Below are 15,533 nucleotides of genomic sequence, written 5' to 3' on the forward strand. Positions count from 1 at the left end.
TGAGTATATTGTGGATATATCGTCACGATATTGTGCTTAATGCGGTGATCAGTCGGTCGATCTCCTCGTTGCTGGTGCTGATGTGGGTGCAGGCCCGCAGGCAGCTCGGGTCGGCGAGGTCTCGGATCCAGATGCCGTCACGCCCCAGTTGCTGCACCAGGTCTGCCGGCGCGGGAGCGTTGCTGATCTGAAAGCTCACCAGTCCGCTCGCCGGCGGCTGATTGAGCAGTGGGCTCACTGCCGCCAGGGCGGACAACCCTTGCCATAGATCGCTGCTGAGGGTCTGGATCCGCTGCCAGCGCGCCTCCGCATGGCCGTGCTGCTCCATCAGGTCCAGGGAGCTGCGCAGGCCTGCCATCAGAGGGACGCAGCTGGTGGCCACCTCGAAGCGGCGACTGTCGTGGTGAAACGGATCCGCGCTGCTGAGGTCCGCCTTGCTCTCGTCCCGCAGGCTGCGCCATCCGATCAGCGTGGGTTGCCCCTGCTCCAGCACCCGTTGCGAGAGGGCCACGCCCCCCAGTCCTTCCGGGCCGCAGGCCCACTTGTGGCCGGTGAAGGCGTAGATGTCTGCCCTGGCGGCCGCCTCGGCCACGGGGATCTGCCCGAAGCTCTGGGCGGCGTCCACCAGCAGGTAGGGCTTCCGGGGGTGCTGGTGAAGCCGTTCCGCCACAGCGGCGATCGGCATGATCTGTCCGGTGTTCCAGAGCAGATGGCTGAGCACCACCAGGCGGGTGCGGGGGGTGAGCGACTGCTCCAGGGCTTCGGCCAATCCCGCATCGGTGGAGGGTTGGTCGCCGCGCAGGTGCTTCACCGGCAGGCTGTCGATCGACAGACCCTGGCGGCGGGCCAGCTCCACGCAGGCCGCCACCACCCCCGGGTGCTCGCAGTCGCTGATCAGCAGGCGGTCGTCGGCATCAAACGGCAGCCCCCAGAGCGGCAGTACGCATCCGCTGGTGACGTTTTCACTCAGGGCCAGCCGATGGGGGGGAACGCCGCAGAGCTCTGCCAGCCGGCGGCGGGTGCTGTTGACCTCGGCGGCGATGAACGGCCACACATCCGTGGTGAAGGGACCCAGCTCCTGGATGCGCTTCCAGCTGGCGGTGATGGCCTCCAGTGATGGGGTCGGCAGCGGGCCCTGGCCGCCGTAGTTGAAGTAGGTCTTGTTCTGCAGGGCAGGGCAAAGCTGTTTCCAGGTCAGAGAGCTGTGTGCGGTCGGGTTGGAGCTCGTGTCACCCATGGCCGAGGGTCCTGCGCGCCTCCACCGTATGGATATGGAGGGCTGAGCGGTGATCGATGAAACGGAGCCTTTGGCTACAGATCAGCGTCAGGCACTGTTGTTGTTGTTACTTACACCTTTATTCAATGGCGATAAGTTAATTGGAGTCGATGAATGGTCGTGTCACTGACATCACGCTACAGAGCTCTGATTGATCAGGCGAATCAGGCAAAGGATCGCCAGACCTGTTTCTACTATCTTAAGCAGGCTGAGAAGTTGTTGCAGACTCAGTCTCCAGACCAGTACGGCATTCAGCCTGTCGCTTCGATGGTGTCGCGTCCACAGATTCAGCAGGCTGCCTGAGCTCAGAACAGCAAAATTGCTCAATCGGGCATTTCGGTAGTCGTCTTATCTGAAAGATGGTGACTGTTCGGATAGATCTTCCGTGAGTTGCCTGTCTTCTTGTATGAACCGCAACCAAACCATTCTGAAACTGGTTGACAAAGCAGCACCGCGTGTCACCCCGAAGCCTGTGCTGAAGCCGAGGCCCACGTTGCCGAAGCAATCACGGTTCGAATCGCCGGCATGGGAGGACTACCGGGCTAATTACTCCGGTCTGGACTGATCCCAGCCGCGTCCAGGGGGATGTGGTCGTGTTGTCGGTGGGGCAGTGAAGGGGTGCCGTTGTGTTGATATGGATCGCAATCCAGAGTTCTCTTTTCCTGCATTGATGTGCTGAAGCAAGTGTTCACGGTGCTGATGGGGGGCATGTTCGCCTCGATCATGCTTCGCTGTTTCCAGGAAGACTGGAACCTGCGTCGGCATCGCAGGTTGCGTCAGTCGTCCGTTCAGTCTGCGGGCAGCAGAGAGCCGGTGCTCTGAACACCGCGTTGTTGTCGATCGCTGGTCGATGATGCGTGCATGACGTCAACCGACTGGCTCTGGATCCTGCATCCGGCCCTGGCCGTGGTCGTGATCTATCCCTTGCTCGGGATGGTGGTGCGGCTTGCCTGGTCGATCCGGCGGGAACGGTCTGCAGGTGCAGGCCGGCAGCACGGTGACCTCGGCCGCTGGCTGGCGACAGCGGTGGTGCTGCTGGTGCTCACGGCCCTGACGGTGGTGATCGCCACCAAGGAGCCTCCGGACCGCTTCGCCGGCGGTCCTGCGCGGGCAGCGGAGTTGCTGCTGGTGCTGCTCGGAACACTGGGCAGCCTTCTGGCGCTCTGGCGCTGCCGCCCCGCAGCAGGACGGCTGGGTTTTGCGCTGCTCAGCTGGGCTGGGGTGCTGCTGCTCGGCGCTCAGCCGGAGGTCTGGCGGCTGTCGGACGATCCCCTCTCGCTCGCGTTCTGGCAATCCCATTACTGGGCTGGTGTGGGGCTCACCGGGCTGATGCTCTTCTCCCTGGGGGCATGGCCGGAGATCCAGCGCCAGCGAAGGCTGCGGCGCCTGCATGTGAGCGCTTCGGTGCTGGCAGCGCTGCTGTTCTCACTGCAGGGCATCACCGGCACCCGTGACCTGCTGGAGATTCCGCTCAGCTGGCAGAAACCGGCGGTCTATGCCTGCGATTTCACGGCGAAAACCTGTCCGCCCCCGGCTCAGGGCGCTTCGTAGACCCATACCCGGCGTCCATCCAACAAGGTGCGCCGGCGGCGCTGGTAGACGCCGGGCACCTCCTCCCAGGCATCCAGTGCCGGCCAGAGCTGCGCTGGAATCGCGTAGACCTCGCCGCACACCCGGCCGTGTCCGGCGCGCAGCATCGGGTAGCCATCACGCTCCACCAGTTCGGCCGCCTCCAGCACGCCATCGGGATTGCGTGTGGAACCGTTCAGCAGGTGATGGGCGCTGCCGCCGGCCCTGAGGCTGCCGTAGACGAACAGGATGTCGGAATCAGACGTGTGGGGGCTCAGAGCACCTGCACCACTTCGCTCACTTCGGGAATCGCCTCGCGCATCTTGCGCTCGATGCCCATCTTGAGGGTCATGGTGCTGCTGGGGCAGCTGCCGCAGGCTCCCTGCAGCCGCACCTTCACGATCGGGCCATCCAGCTCCACCACTTCAACGTTGCCGCCGTCGGCCATCAGGAAGGGCCGCAGCTCATCGAGCACCTTCTCCACGTTCTCGTGGGTGAGGGCCATGGTTTCGGTGCTCATCGGTCGCAGCAGAGATCAGCTCAGTCAGCCTACGGAGCGGCCCCATAGGGTGACGAGAGCGGTTTTCACCCCCGGCGCCGGTGCAGCACGACGGTTCCCTTCTCACGGCCGACCGCTACGACGCGGTGCTCGTCGGGGCCGGCATCATGAGCGCCACCCTGGCAGCGCTGCTGCATGAGCTGGATCCGGGGCTGCGGCTGCTGCTGGTGGAGCGGCTGGAGGCCCCGGCCCTGGAGAGCAGTGGGGCCGGGAACAACGCCGGCACCGGCCATGCCGCCAACTGTGAGCTGAACTACACGCCGCGGCAGGCGGACGGCACGGTGGCCACGGCCAAGGCGGTGGCGATCAATGCCGCCTTCGAGCGCAGCCTGGAGTTCTGGGGGTCGCTGAGTGAGCGCGGCCAGCTGAACGCGCAGACGTTCCTGCATCAGGCGGCTCACATCAGTGCGGTGTGGACCGAGGAGAACATCGCCTTCCTGCGGCAGCGCTTCAGCCAGCTGCGGGAGCTGCCGGCGTTCGCGGCGATGCGCTGGAGCGAGGAGCCCGCCGAACTGATGGAGTGGATGCCGCTGGTGATGGCGGGCCGGGACCTGAAGCAACCGGTGGCGGCCACGCGGATCGAACGGGGCACCGATGTGGACTTCGGCGCCCTCACCCGGGCCTACCTGCTGCCGTTGCAGGCCAGTGGCGCTCTCACCGTTCAGTACGGCTGCGAGGTGCGGGATCTGAAGCGCCTGCGCAAAAGCGACATGACCGAGGCCGACTGGCAGCTGATCCTCAAGGGCCCCTCCGGTCGCCGCGAAGTGCGGGCCCCCTTCGTGTTCCTCGGTGCCGGTGGCGGCGCCCTGCCGCTGCTGCAGCGCTCCGGCATCCCGGAGGCGGCGGATTTCGCCGGTTTTCCCGTAAGTGGGCTGTGGCTGGTGTGCGGCGACGGTCAGCTGGCGGACAAGCAGCTGGCGAAGGTGTACGGCAAGGCGGCGGTGGGGGCGCCACCGATGTCGGTGCCCCATCTCGACACCCGCTGGATCGACGGCCGCCGTTCGCTGCTGTTCGGGCCGTTCGCCGGTTTCAGCAGCAAGTTCCTGAAGCAGGGCTCGCTGCTGGATCTGCCGGGATCCGTGCGGGCCACCAACCTGCTGCCGATGCTGCAGGTGGGCGCCACCAATATCGATCTGGTGCGGTACCTGATCAATCAGCTGCGCCAGAGCCCGGAGCAGCGCCATGAGGCGCTGCAGCAGTTCATGCCCACGGCCCGGGCGCAGGACTGGACCCTTTCCGTGGCCGGCCAGCGGGTGCAGATCATCAAGCGCAGCAAGCAGGGCGGGCGGCTGCAGCTGGGCACCGAGGTGGTGGCCTCCAGTGATGGGTCGCTGGCGGCTTTGCTGGGGGCCTCCCCCGGCGCCAGCACGGCGGTAACGATCATGCTGGAGGTGCTGGAGCGCTGCTTCCCGCAGCGGCTGGCCTCGGAGCACTGGCAGCAACGGCTGCAGGCCCTGCTGCCCAGCTACGGCGAGGATCCGATTGCCGACCCGGCCGTGCTGCAGAGCATGCGGCAGCGCAGCAACAGCCTGCTGGACCTGAAGGCCTAGGGGCCCGCAGCGGCCTCACTGGCCCAGATTCACCAGCACCACGCCGGCGGTGATCAGGCCGATGCCGATCAGCTGGGCCGGACTGAGCAGCTGGCTGTAGGCGAAGCGGCCCACCAGCACGATCGCCACGGTGCCGATGCCGCTCCACAGGGCATAGGTCATGCCCAGGGGAATCCTGAGCACCACCTTCGAGAGCAGGGCCATGGCGATGGCGTAGGCGGAGAACACCAGCAGCGTGGGCAGAGGCCGCGTCATGCCCTGGGAAAGGCGCAGGCAGGAGGTGCCGATCACCTCGGCGCTGATCGCCAGCAACAGCAGCGTCCAGGGATTGTTCATGGCTGTTGCTTGCTCATGGCCGCTGTTGCCCCCTCCCTAGGATTGAGTCAACGACGAACCCAGGACCCGAGACGGGACTCCGCTGCTGCATGACCGACGCCCCCGTCTCACGGATCCGCAACTTCTGCATCATTGCCCATATCGATCACGGCAAGTCGACCCTGGCCGACCGGCTGCTGCAGGACACGGGCACGGTGGCCAACCGCGACATGCAGGACCAGTTCCTCGACAACATGGAATTGGAGCGGGAGCGGGGCATCACGATCAAGCTCCAGGCCGCCCGGATGAACTACACGGCGGCGGATGGGGAGGAGTACGTCCTCAACCTGATCGATACCCCCGGGCACGTCGACTTTTCCTATGAGGTGAGCCGCAGCCTGCAGGCCTGCGAAGGCGCCCTGCTGGTGGTGGATGCCAGCCAGGGGGTGGAAGCGCAGACCCTGGCCAACGTCTACCTGGCGCTGGACAACGATCTTGAGATCATCCCGGTGCTCAACAAGATCGACCTGCCCGGAGCCGATCCCGATCGGATCAAGGAAGAGATCGAGGCGATCATCGGCCTGGATTGCAGCAATGCCATTTCCTGTTCCGCCAAGACCGGCCTCGGGGTGCCCGAGATCCTGCAGGCGGTGGTGGATCGGGTGCCGCCGCCGAAGGATGCGGTGGAGGAGCCCACCAAGGCGTTGATCTTCGACTCCTACTACGACCCCTACCGGGGGGTGATCGTCTACTTCCGGGTGATGAGCGGCCGCATCAGCTGCAAAGACAAGGTGCTGCTGATGGCCAGCCAGAAGACCTATGAACTCGACGAGATCGGGATCATGGCGCCGGATCAGAGGAAGATGAACGAGCTGCATGCCGGCGAGGTGGGCTACCTGGCGGCGTCGATCAAGGCGGTGGCCGATGCCCGTGTCGGCGACACGATCACGCTGCTGAACGCTCCAGCCGAGGAGCCGTTGCCCGGCTACACCGAGGCCAAGCCGATGGTGTTCTGCGGCCTGTTTCCCACCGAGGCCGATCAGTACCCGGATCTGCGCGATGCCCTCGACAAGCTGCAGCTCTCCGATGCGGCGTTGAAGTACGAGCCGGAAACCAGCAGTGCCATGGGTTTCGGCTTCCGCTGCGGTTTCCTCGGCCTCCTGCACATGGAGATCGTGCAGGAACGGCTCGAGCGTGAGTACGACCTCGATCTGATCGTCACCGCACCGTCGGTGATCTACAAGGTGAACCTGATCGATGGCAGCGAGGTGATGATCGACAACCCGGCGACGCTGCCGGATCCGCAGAAGCGGGAGTCGATCGAAGAGCCCTACGTGAAGATGGAGATCTATGCGCCGAACGAGTACAACGGTGCGCTGATGGGCCTCTGCCAGGAACGGCGCGGGGAGTACATCGACATGAAGTACATCACCACCGATCGGGTGACGTTGATCTACGAGTTACCGCTGGCGGAGGTGGTGACCGATTTCTTCGATCAGATGAAGACGCGCACCCAGGGCTACGCCTCGATGGAATACCACCTGATCGGCTACCGCCGGAATCAGCTGGTGCGCCTCGATGTGCTGATCAACGGTGATCGGGCTGATGCCCTCACCACGATTGTTCACCAGGACAAGGCCTACAACGTGGGCAAGGCGCTGGTGGAGAAGCTCAAGGAACTGATCCCCCGCCAGCAGTTCAAGATTCCGATCCAGGCCTCGATCGGCAGCCGCATCATTGCCTCCACCAGCATCAGTGCCATCCGCAAGGACGTGCTGGCCAAGTGCTACGGCGGCGATATTTCGCGGAAGAAGAAACTGCTGAAGAAACAAGCCAAGGGCAAGAAGCGGATGAAGGCCATGGGCAAGGTGGATGTGCCGCAGGAGGCCTTTATGGCGGTGCTGAAGCTGAATGAAGGGGGTGGGTGACGTCTTCGTCGCCCCTTACAGGCAGTTAAGGCTTGTTTTCGTCATCCTGAGTGCAATGACTGAAGGTTGCACTTGGGTTCGATGAATCGCAGCTATCACTATTGTTGCCATGACCGTTATTACTCTTTCCGGATGATTCTTTTTTGCGTGCTTGTGAGTAATGGCCGTTTGTGAGCTCAGCGAGCTTCTCCATCCAAGCTGAGTGAAGCATGATAGAAGCTGTATTCACGGTTAGAGACTGATGACCATTCGCAATTCGTTCATCATTGACGTCATCGAAATAATCCGCCGCGGAGTTGAAGTCGTCATCTACTTCTGCAATGCGTGAGCCCTTGACGATGAAATCGGAGGTCGGTAGCCCATCCGAGAGGAAATAGAGAGTATCAGCTGAATGATCGCTGAACGCGCGTAAGAGTGCATTCCATGGATTGGTTCCACCCCAAGTGCTTGGCTTGATGTAATCTCCATTCTCGTCCATGTCAAAGCTGCTGATAAATTCGAGAGCTGATTCTCTATTCTCTCCAATTGTGACCAGCCCATCTTCTGACCTGCTCCATTGACGATTGTTGTAGTATGAAACGCCGTTATTGGATGTGGAGCTGAAGATTTCAATGCCGATTTTAGTGTCGGAGGGTAGGTTCTCGATGATTTTCGTCATCTCTTCTTTAAGCCGTTCCATCCGTGTCTGATTGCAGACGTAGGAATTAATATTGTAAGTAGGACTATAACGATAGGAAGGATCCGTGACACGTGCTGGATCATCTTGCGGGGTTTGAAACTCTCGTGTTGAACTGCCCGGAATGAGTTCTCCTCGATCATCTCTGCTCCAGTCCATGCAGGCTCCCATGGAACCTGAGCCATCAACCAGAAATCGCACCCGATCGCTGGTAATGGGTTGCCCACCAGTCACCCAGTTGGATGTCAGGCCTGAGCTCTGATCATCAGGATTGATCAAACGTTTATCCGCACGGGCATAAGCAGTGAGCTGCAGCGGTTGCCGGCCTGCTTGATCAGCAGAACTGGAGACAGACAGCTGACTGGTTTGGATGCATTGCCGACCAGTTGACCCAGTTGGGCAGTCCATGGGGCCAACGAACCGTATCAGCTTGCGTCGGTTGTCCGTTTGAAAGCGGAGAGCTGGCATCAGGTAGCCCTGTCCAGGAGTCTTGTTATCGGAAAGAACTTCAAAGCCATAATTACCATTCCCTAGTGTGCTCAGATAAAGCAGTACGTCGTCACGGGTCACATCTTCCGGCTTGATTCCAGTCTTGCCAACTTTTTCTCCAAAGTCTGTGGGTAATGTGCTGGTGCATTCGCCATCTGTATTGAACGAAAGGCATGGCATGGCTGCGATCCCGTTCAAGACTGTGGCGACATAAGGAACAGCTGTCGTTCTGTAATTACCGTCCAAGTCCAGCTGACTTCCGCATCTTTGAATCGAGAATGTGCCACTGTTACTTCCTTTCCCTAGCCCATAGAAAACGTGATGGTAGGCACCATCATCATTCATTTTTAGGGCGTAAAGAGGGATGAATCCTGCACGTTGCTCGGCTGAAAGATTGCTTGTAGTGCTTGGTAAGCGATTGGCAATGGCTTGGCAGATTTGAACTTTATCGTTTAATCTAGAAAGCTTTGTATAGTCTAATTCAGGATCTTGTGGTTCACCATTCACCAAGGCATGAAGGCTGCGCTCTATTTCTGATCGCATCAGCCGGAGACCATTCAGCGTATTCTGGCGTTGGGAGGCTTTCTCTTCGCTTGTTTTCATCAGCGACTGTGTTGATTGCACGCCTACCGCTGCCGCTGTGATGATGAGTGTTCCAGCTGCCAGTGCAATCAGGGTTTCATGGAGACCAAATCCTTGCTCCCTTTTGTATATGGGCCTCAAGCTGGTGTTTTGCTTAGGCAGGCGTTTCATGTTCTTTCTGACGATTGTTATGCTTTCATGTCTTCAATATGGCAAAAATAATCTCATTACATTAGAGAAGGAAGTGATGGTTGTCTGAAAGATGTCTGTAAGACTTAGCCTGCTTATGTACATGTGCCGCTAAGCCACGTTCCTGAGTAGACCTGTCCGTTTCCTGTGACTTCAACACATCGGGTGATGAGCTTGCTTTCTCCTCGCTTATTCAGTGCCCACGGAGCAGCGGCATCTTTCGACTGAATGAGGATGGTGAGATCATGAGCGCTGGCTGTTGTTCCAGCAGGGGTAAATGAAAAGGCACCACTTGTCGCAGAAACAAGCACGTCGCGTCGCTCATTCGCTCCCTCAATATTGACTACACGGAGGGCTTCAGAATTGAGGCTTGGATCTGTTGCAGTACGGCAGCTTGCGAGATGATCGGTTGTTTTTCGGCTACCATCATCATTCTGTAATTCTAAAAAACTAGCTGGTTGCATAAATGTGTTGACTTTGAAATTTCGATGAGCTTGAAAATTAATTTCGCAGCCAATTTTATATGCGCTTACTCTAGCTTTCAAATTGAAAAATCCTGTTTCAATATTATTGGTGTAACGGTCAACTTTCCCTTGGGCGATCCCTCTCTGAAAATCTGGTAAAGCAGCTGTGGTTGTGATGCCAATGATGGCTGCTACAACAATCATCTCGAGTAGGGTGAACCCTTGATTATTGGTAAGAATCGTTTGCTTTTGAATTGATGTGAGATGTTTTAATAGGCTGGGCATCGGCTTTGGAAATTGGGGTTCAGTTCGAGGCGGCGATACTCCGTTGCGATATTGTCCTCAGGAGCTTGAAAAAGATATATAACTTCCACGATATCTTTATCGTTATCCGGGATGAATGTTATTGATGTTATTTTTGGGTTTGTCGGGCTGTCAATTTCTGGGAAATATCGGGTTGACGTGTCTGAGCTTGAAGTGGTCGATAGCCAGTTATCGCCAGAGTGAATCTGGCCATTCCCTTCAAGTACTTTTGCAAGGTATATCGCTGGTGTAAGGCATGCTGAACTTTGTTGAGCTGTTGGTATGCGCTCATAGGTAAGGAGAGAATCTGCTTGTTGAATTAGTTGAATATGAGTTTCGATATCTGCCTCAATCTTTCTTCTCTCGGCATAATTACTGCTACCCGCCAAGGCGGAGGTGCCCATTCGACCAACAGCGGTCATCGTCATGATCACCAGCACTCCAGCGATAAGAGTTTCCAGCAGCGTGAAGCCATGCTGGCGGTCACCTGGTCTGAATCTTTGTGGATAGCGCTTCAGAGTGCTCACTGAATTCACCAAATGATGCCGTTAGGGTTGCTGAGATGCTTGATCAAACTCTTTACCTATTCTCAACGGATGCTTAGGCCTTGGTGTGAGCTCTACTTCAGTGTTCCCTGAGAATTGGCTAAGTGACAACAGTGGTTTCGAGTCTATTCTTTTACCAGCGCTTGAAGATATCGAGACCACTGCCTCGGATACCACGGACAATTCTTCGCCCCAGACCTGCACGATCACTCCAATTCCAAAGGCTCTTACCTTGGAGAACAAAGGCTTCTGTTGCACCTTCGTTGTTTGCCCCCTCCGTGGAGAGATTGAGTGTCCCCTCTGGGCAAATAGAACTGGCCCAGATGATGCCATTCATGCTCGCATTTTTTGGACGGACTCTTCCACTCTGCATGGAAAACCATGCAGCAGGTAAGCTATTCCCTTCAAACTTGAAATCGTTCTGAGGCTGATCGTTGTCACTACAGCCAAGAGCTGGCGATTTGTTTTCTGAAGTGATTACAAGATTTTGTGGTTTGTTATTGCAATCACTGCTGCTGGTGCTATCGACCCCACAAAGCCTTGCAGATCCCTTCAGACTGTATTGATAGTTGCTTAAATCTGACCTTCGGTCACCAGAAGCTAGATAAGGATGAATAACAACAGGTCGACCGACATTTTCAATATAAACTTCTGTGTTACTGAGGTTGAGATGCTCGATATAAAGATGGCATACATTTGAATTTGTGTTCTCAGGGCAGATGTCCTCGCGGCTAATTTTAATGATATTCGGCTGCACCGTTGCGTCGCCGCTTTCGTTGTTCGCTGTCGCGACCCATTGCCAATTGCTATCCGTCAAGTCGCAGTCTATTGCGTTTGCTTGAGTGCAATATCCAATTTCCTTGTTGTTCGTGTCTGGATTTAATCTCCACTGTTGAACTGTTCTACCTTTCCTGTCGTCTGAGCGCCTGATTTTTCGATTCCATCTCCAATTTTCCTCAATAGTATTGTTGGATGAAGCGCACTCTGTCACTTGATTGATCACAGATTTTTTGCATACTCCAATTTCTATATACTCGTCTTTGATATTTCCGTTCCGCCAGTATGTCGTTGTTTTTCTAAAGGTTTTATGTTTAAACGAACTGTTGTTTGCGTCTGACCCGCTTGGCTGTTGAGTGGTGAGATCTTTGAGCTCTTCAAGGTCGGGGATCTTTTGGTCATTGCTGTTTGGCCCAGTTCTTGTGCAAACGATTGATTGGACCGTATTGTTGTTGTCGTCTTTACAGGTTAATCTTTCTGCGCTGTCGTCAAAGCTCCATATCCTCTGTACCTTGAGATTATTGATGGTAACTTGATCAGTGGTTTTGTCGCCACTGTAAATTGTTGAGTTCGGTATATATGTCACGGCTCCTCCATCAGTGCTGATATTGCGCAAAATTGGCCAGACTGATTGCGCTTGTCCGATTTCGTTTGAGCTGATTCCTTTTGTGTCAGTGCATAGGGAGGTGTCATAGGATTGGACAAAGTGAGCTGCAAGACCGGGTCCTAGAAGCCTGATTGGATTGCTCGCTGAGGAGTTGATTGTGTAGCCGGCAAGCACAGCCCAGTCTTCCGGTCGAGTAACCTTGGATTCAACTTGAAGGGATCGGGTTAGTCGTGCACGTGCTAAAACTGTTGAGTTTTCTGAGCCCTGGCTTTGCGTCGTCCTGACGACACGTCCTTCAACTTCAAAGATCGCCTTGCCGGCATTTTGTGTGTATTGGTTGAGGCGATACATGGTGCTGACGGTGCCCTTGGTGTCGTCTCTCAACGTGTTGCTTGAAGCATCGCCTCCAAGCGGATAGTAGGCTGAGCTTCGGGGCCATTGAGTGTCATCTCCGTTGGTATCATCAATCAAAGGAACGGTTCTGATAATCTGAGTGTCATGATCACTTCGATTGGCGCAGAACTCACCTTTGGCGTAGATGTTTTCCCATGACCAAGACCCTGGCTGATTGTTGACTTCAAACAAGAACCCTCGATATTCTTCCGTGCTCCCTCTGTTGAGAGTGGCAAGAATTCTATTAAAGCCATTATTGGCAGCTGCTTCTGCCATTTGCTGATAACTCTCTGAAGCCGATAGCTTTCGAGCTGTCAATTGTCTGATGAGCAACCCTGTGGCAGCTGTGATCAGCAGCGCTCCAGTGAGCAGTGCTATTAACATTGCCACGCCTTGTTCCTCAGGAGGGGCAACGATCCTCAGGGGCTGATGTGCGATTTTTTTGATTTGAGTCATGCCTTACGAGGAACTGGTTGTGATGCCTGGAGTCGTGGCGTTGCTCGTCCGGCATGTCAGGTCACCGGTGGCTGCCGCAGCTGCAAGTCCGTTGCGACCTCCGAGTCGGATGTCACTGGCTCCGTTGGAGAGGTCTATGCAGGAAATGACGTTGTATCTGCCTGCTGCTCCTGCTCCTGTCGGTGTTGCTGTGAATTCAAAATAATCACCGGTGCCGGAGCTGCGATTGATAGTGAAATCACGGTTTGGTGTTGAAATATTTGATGTAAGGTCGCCACTAGTTGCAGGCCCATTGGCTGTCATAACAGCACTGATCTCACTGAGATGTTCCCAGGTGGTTGGTGCCTCTCCAAATTCATCCTTATAGGTTGCGGCTGATACGGCGAGTTGCGAAAGTAGGCTGGCAGCGTCACTCTGCTTTGCACGGTGAAGATTGTTGAGTAACGGTGGTGTGGCAATCGAGGTCAGAGCACCCATAATGGCAACGGATATCAGCATCTCAGTTAACGTGAAACCTTGCTGATGTTTCGCTATCTTCTTGATCACGCCCTTGACGCACGAGAATTAATACTTCAATTTTATTCAGTGGTTTTGCTTCTCGTCTTGGGAATGGATTGTTGTTAGCTGAGCCAGGCCTGAGGATTATCTGCTAATCCTGCTTTTGAGTCCATCTTTTGGGTAAAGGCGCCTCAGTGCCTCTTTGCTCAAAGGCTGGAAGTTGTCTTGTTCAGAGATGTCCTTCAGAGTCTCCTGGCTACGTTGTAGCTGTCAGTGGATTGAGAAGGTGAGCAAACCGCGTCAAAGGTTATTGGTGTTTCCTGCTGTCGGGATTCGAGCTTCCAATCGCGTGCAGCGCTTTCAGGCCAAGGTCTCTGAGGTGTCTCGGAGCAACTGGGCTTTAGGGGTGTTTCTCTTCGCTCCCTTCCTTTCGATCATCTCAGCTCCTTTTGTCTTGATCGGGTTTGATCGCTTTGGCGTGCAGTGGCATGTGTTGCTGTTGAGCTGCCTGGTCTCGGGGGTCCTGGTCGTACCGCAGCCGGGGTTCGTGCCTTTTCTTCGGAAGCTGCTGGCCTTGCGTGCTGTTGCCTTTGCGGTGGCTGCATATCTGATCTGGCTTGTCTGCATGGGAGTCGTGCATGGCTTTGTGGCGCAGCTTGAAAGCCTGTCATCAGCCTTGATGCTGATTCTGATGTTGCCTGTTGCTGTTTACGCTGTTGCTGAGAATGAGCATCGCGATTGGTTGATCGGTGCTGCTGTTGTTGTGATGTCTGTGATTGTTGTGTTAGAAAATTCTTTTCTAACGTATTACCTGTTGAATGGTAAGGGTTTCAATTTGGTCTACCTCAACATGCTTGGCCCGCCGAAACTTTTTTTCAATGTGCGGGATGGAAACTTTTTGGCATTGGTTCAGTTTCAGGCGCTCATCTGCTGGATGCTCGCTTTTTTTCAGCGGGGTTGGCATCAGTGGAATCAACGTTTCGGCCTTTTCTTGTTCAGCGTGGCCTCTTTTGTTGTTTTTTATAATGCTTGGCTGACAGCTGGGCGAGGCCTTCTGTTGTCGTTAGGCCTTTCTTTGCTGTTGTTGGCAACGTTCGCTTATCGCCGTGAAGATCAACTCCTGGGCCAGCTGACATTGGCTTCATTCCTAACTAATGGTCTGGCCTGGTTGACCAATCATGGCTTGCGTCTAGCGATTGCTTCTCAGTCTCTTTCTGGTCGTGCAGGCGATGCGGCCTTGATTGAAAGGGCCGATGGTGGCAGGTTTGAGATCTGGGGAACTTGGTTGAATTCAGGGCTTACGCAGTCTCTATTCTGGGGGCATGGGCTTGGCTATTTGCCAGAGACCGGCACCAGCGGAAACCACACGCCTCACAATCTTCTGATTCAGTTGGTGGCTGATGCGGGCTTGTCCGGTGTGGTGATGGCTGCCTTGATCTCGATGTCTGCAATCCTTGTGTGGCGAAAGGTAAGGACCGAGTTGTTGCTCTTGATGGCAATACCTACGTTGCCAGTCTTGTGCTACTTGCAGTTTGGTTCAGTTTTGTTTTGGCCTGCAGGTGTGTGGTCCTTCTTTGTCTTGATCTTGTGCGTTTTGGTTTTGATCTGCTTGCAGGAGGATCTTCCTTTGGGTAGTTTCGATGGTGCTGATCAGGCTGAGTCTCCTTCTTCACTTGTCAGCAGCCGAGCAACAGTCTTTGGCTGTTTGCTTGTTCTGTGCATGCTGGTGACAGTGTTGAGCGGTGCAAAATATCTGTTCTTTGATTTGTAGTGGCTATTTTGGCGCGAGAAAAGCCCCCTTGGTGGGGGCTTGTGTAAGGTTTCTTTGAATCAGCTTGATGAAACAAGAGTGATGGAGCCATCACTTCCCAGTGTTGCAACGGCAGCGGATGCGCGTGGTTTATATGAATCACCGTCCGGGTCGCCATCCGTCGCGGTAAAATCGACAGATACAGTGCCTGCTTGGGGGCAATCAGTTTGGTCGTTTGAATCTTTTACTTTGATTGTGATGCTGTCAGAAGAAGGCGCATTATAGGAACCTTGATCATTGGTGACTTGAAGAGCGGCACATGATTTTGCGGCCGCCATCGCAGAAGCGTTCAAGCTGCTGATCACACCTTTTTTCTGTTGATTGAGGAAGGCAGGAAGTGCCACGCTGGATAGGATTCCAAGGATGATGACGACAATCAGCAGCTCCACAAGGGTGAAGCCTTTTTCAAGCTTGTTGCGGGCTTTCTTGCGCTTGAGCAGAGCGAGTTGCAGTGTGCTGTTCAAGGTGGTCATGAGATTTGGTGAGATGTTTTTTGCACGTTTCGTGCTGACCTCTTCACCATGCCCGCGGCGGATGGTCGTTTCTG

At 55.8% G+C, this 15,533-nt stretch carries 15 protein-coding genes; 5 read left to right on the top strand and 10 right to left on the bottom strand.

Annotated elements, in window-relative coordinates; all coding sequences use genetic code 11:
- Positions 1–22 precede the first annotated feature (22 nt).
- Positions 23–1,237, bottom strand: a complete 1,215-nt coding sequence (locus tag KR49_RS12050) for an aminotransferase class V-fold PLP-dependent enzyme (protein ID WP_052378255.1) — start codon at positions 1,235–1,237, stop codon at positions 23–25.
- Positions 1,238–1,948: 711 nt separating this feature from the next.
- Here KR49_RS12050 and KR49_RS13985 point away from each other — a divergent pair.
- On the top strand, positions 1,949–2,098 hold the full coding sequence (locus KR49_RS13985; RefSeq protein WP_156957195.1) for a hypothetical protein: 150 nt from the start codon (positions 1,949–1,951) through the stop codon (positions 2,096–2,098).
- 39 nt (positions 2,099–2,137) lie between these two features.
- Positions 2,138–2,827, top strand: a complete 690-nt coding sequence (locus KR49_RS12060; protein WP_043695873.1) for a DUF4079 domain-containing protein — start codon at positions 2,138–2,140, stop codon at positions 2,825–2,827.
- Here KR49_RS12060 and KR49_RS14580 read toward each other — a convergent pair.
- Both KR49_RS14580 and KR49_RS12070 read right to left on the bottom strand, forming a co-directional pair.
- Positions 2,812–3,222, bottom strand: coding sequence for a gamma-glutamylcyclotransferase family protein (locus KR49_RS14580; protein ID WP_156957196.1), 411 nt, complete (start codon positions 3,220–3,222; stop codon positions 2,812–2,814). The genes KR49_RS12060 and KR49_RS14580 overlap by 16 nt on opposite strands.
- On the bottom strand, positions 3,120–3,365 hold the full coding sequence (locus tag KR49_RS12070; RefSeq protein ID WP_043695876.1) for a NifU family protein: 246 nt from the start codon (positions 3,363–3,365) through the stop codon (positions 3,120–3,122). The genes KR49_RS14580 and KR49_RS12070 overlap by 103 nt, the downstream gene beginning before the upstream one ends.
- Positions 3,366–3,445: 80 nt before the next feature.
- On the opposite strand from KR49_RS12070, the gene KR49_RS12075 reads away from it, so the two are divergent.
- Positions 3,446–4,954 (top strand): malate:quinone oxidoreductase, encoded by a 1,509-nt coding sequence (locus tag KR49_RS12075; protein ID WP_043695879.1) that lies wholly within the window; start codon positions 3,446–3,448, stop codon positions 4,952–4,954.
- Positions 4,955–4,969: 15 nt separating this feature from the next.
- Here the strand turns inward: KR49_RS12075 and KR49_RS12080 are convergent, their stop codons facing one another.
- Positions 4,970–5,290 (bottom strand): multidrug efflux SMR transporter, encoded by a 321-nt coding sequence (locus KR49_RS12080; protein WP_043695883.1) that lies wholly within the window; start codon positions 5,288–5,290, stop codon positions 4,970–4,972.
- 89 nt (positions 5,291–5,379) lie between these two features.
- On the opposite strand from KR49_RS12080, the gene lepA reads away from it, so the two are divergent.
- Entirely contained in the window at positions 5,380–7,197 is a 1,818-nt protein-coding gene (lepA, locus tag KR49_RS12085) for a translation elongation factor 4 (RefSeq protein WP_043695885.1), read from the top strand.
- A gap of 25 nt (positions 7,198–7,222) precedes the next feature.
- Here the strand turns inward: lepA and KR49_RS13990 are convergent, their stop codons facing one another.
- From KR49_RS13990 to KR49_RS13425, 5 genes are all read right to left on the bottom strand, one after another.
- The gene (locus tag KR49_RS13990) at positions 7,223–9,115 is read right to left on the bottom strand and encodes a hypothetical protein (RefSeq protein WP_156957197.1); all 1,893 of its coding nucleotides are present in this window, start codon (positions 9,113–9,115) and stop codon (positions 7,223–7,225) included.
- 113 nt (positions 9,116–9,228) lie between these two features.
- A complete protein-coding gene (locus KR49_RS13420; protein ID WP_071839745.1) occupies positions 9,229–9,882 on the bottom strand; it encodes a Tfp pilus assembly protein FimT/FimU in 654 nt (217 codons plus the stop codon).
- The gene (locus KR49_RS13995; protein ID WP_156957198.1) at positions 9,867–10,427 is read right to left on the bottom strand and encodes a type II secretion system protein; all 561 of its coding nucleotides are present in this window, start codon (positions 10,425–10,427) and stop codon (positions 9,867–9,869) included. The genes KR49_RS13420 and KR49_RS13995 overlap by 16 nt, the downstream gene beginning before the upstream one ends.
- Positions 10,428–10,578: 151 nt before the next feature.
- Complete coding sequence (locus KR49_RS14000) at positions 10,579–12,678, bottom strand: hypothetical protein (RefSeq protein WP_156957199.1); 2,100 nt, start codon at positions 12,676–12,678, stop codon at positions 10,579–10,581.
- 3 nt (positions 12,679–12,681) lie between these two features.
- Positions 12,682–13,224, bottom strand: a complete 543-nt coding sequence (locus tag KR49_RS13425) for a type II secretion system protein (protein ID WP_084188047.1) — start codon at positions 13,222–13,224, stop codon at positions 12,682–12,684.
- Positions 13,225–13,462: 238 nt separating this feature from the next.
- Between KR49_RS13425 and KR49_RS12100 the strand changes: the two genes are divergently transcribed.
- Complete coding sequence (locus KR49_RS12100) at positions 13,463–14,947, top strand: hypothetical protein (protein ID WP_156957200.1); 1,485 nt, start codon at positions 13,463–13,465, stop codon at positions 14,945–14,947.
- Positions 14,948–15,006: 59 nt separating this feature from the next.
- Here the strand turns inward: KR49_RS12100 and KR49_RS14540 are convergent, their stop codons facing one another.
- Complete coding sequence (locus KR49_RS14540) at positions 15,007–15,459, bottom strand: type IV pilin protein (RefSeq protein ID WP_043695899.1); 453 nt, start codon at positions 15,457–15,459, stop codon at positions 15,007–15,009.
- Positions 15,460–15,533 lie beyond the last annotated feature (74 nt).

The sequence above is a fragment of the Synechococcus sp. KORDI-49 genome, from assembly GCF_000737575.1.
In the GTDB taxonomy this organism is placed as follows: domain Bacteria; phylum Cyanobacteriota; class Cyanobacteriia; order PCC-6307; family Cyanobiaceae; genus Parasynechococcus.

Excerpts from the sequence above, each read along its gene's own strand:
- KR49_RS12050 (WP_052378255.1), bottom strand. The coding sequence starts at position 1,237 with ATGGGTGACACGAGCTCCAACCCGACCGCACACAGCTCTCTGACCTGG.
- KR49_RS12060 (WP_043695873.1), top strand. The coding sequence starts at position 2,138 with ATGACGTCAACCGACTGGCTCTGGATCCTGCATCCGGCCCTGGCCGTG.
- KR49_RS12070 (WP_043695876.1), bottom strand. The coding sequence starts at position 3,365 with ATGAGCACCGAAACCATGGCCCTCACCCACGAGAACGTGGAGAAGGTG.
- KR49_RS12080 (WP_043695883.1), bottom strand. The coding sequence starts at position 5,290 with ATGAACAATCCCTGGACGCTGCTGTTGCTGGCGATCAGCGCCGAGGTG.
- lepA (WP_043695885.1), top strand. The coding sequence starts at position 5,380 with ATGACCGACGCCCCCGTCTCACGGATCCGCAACTTCTGCATCATTGCC.
- KR49_RS13990 (WP_156957197.1), bottom strand. The coding sequence starts at position 9,115 with ATGAAACGCCTGCCTAAGCAAAACACCAGCTTGAGGCCCATATACAAA.
- KR49_RS13420 (WP_071839745.1), bottom strand. The coding sequence starts at position 9,882 with ATGCCCAGCCTATTAAAACATCTCACATCAATTCAAAAGCAAACGATT.
- KR49_RS14000 (WP_156957199.1), bottom strand. The coding sequence starts at position 12,678 with ATGACTCAAATCAAAAAAATCGCACATCAGCCCCTGAGGATCGTTGCC.
- KR49_RS14540 (WP_043695899.1), bottom strand. The coding sequence starts at position 15,459 with ATGACCACCTTGAACAGCACACTGCAACTCGCTCTGCTCAAGCGCAAG.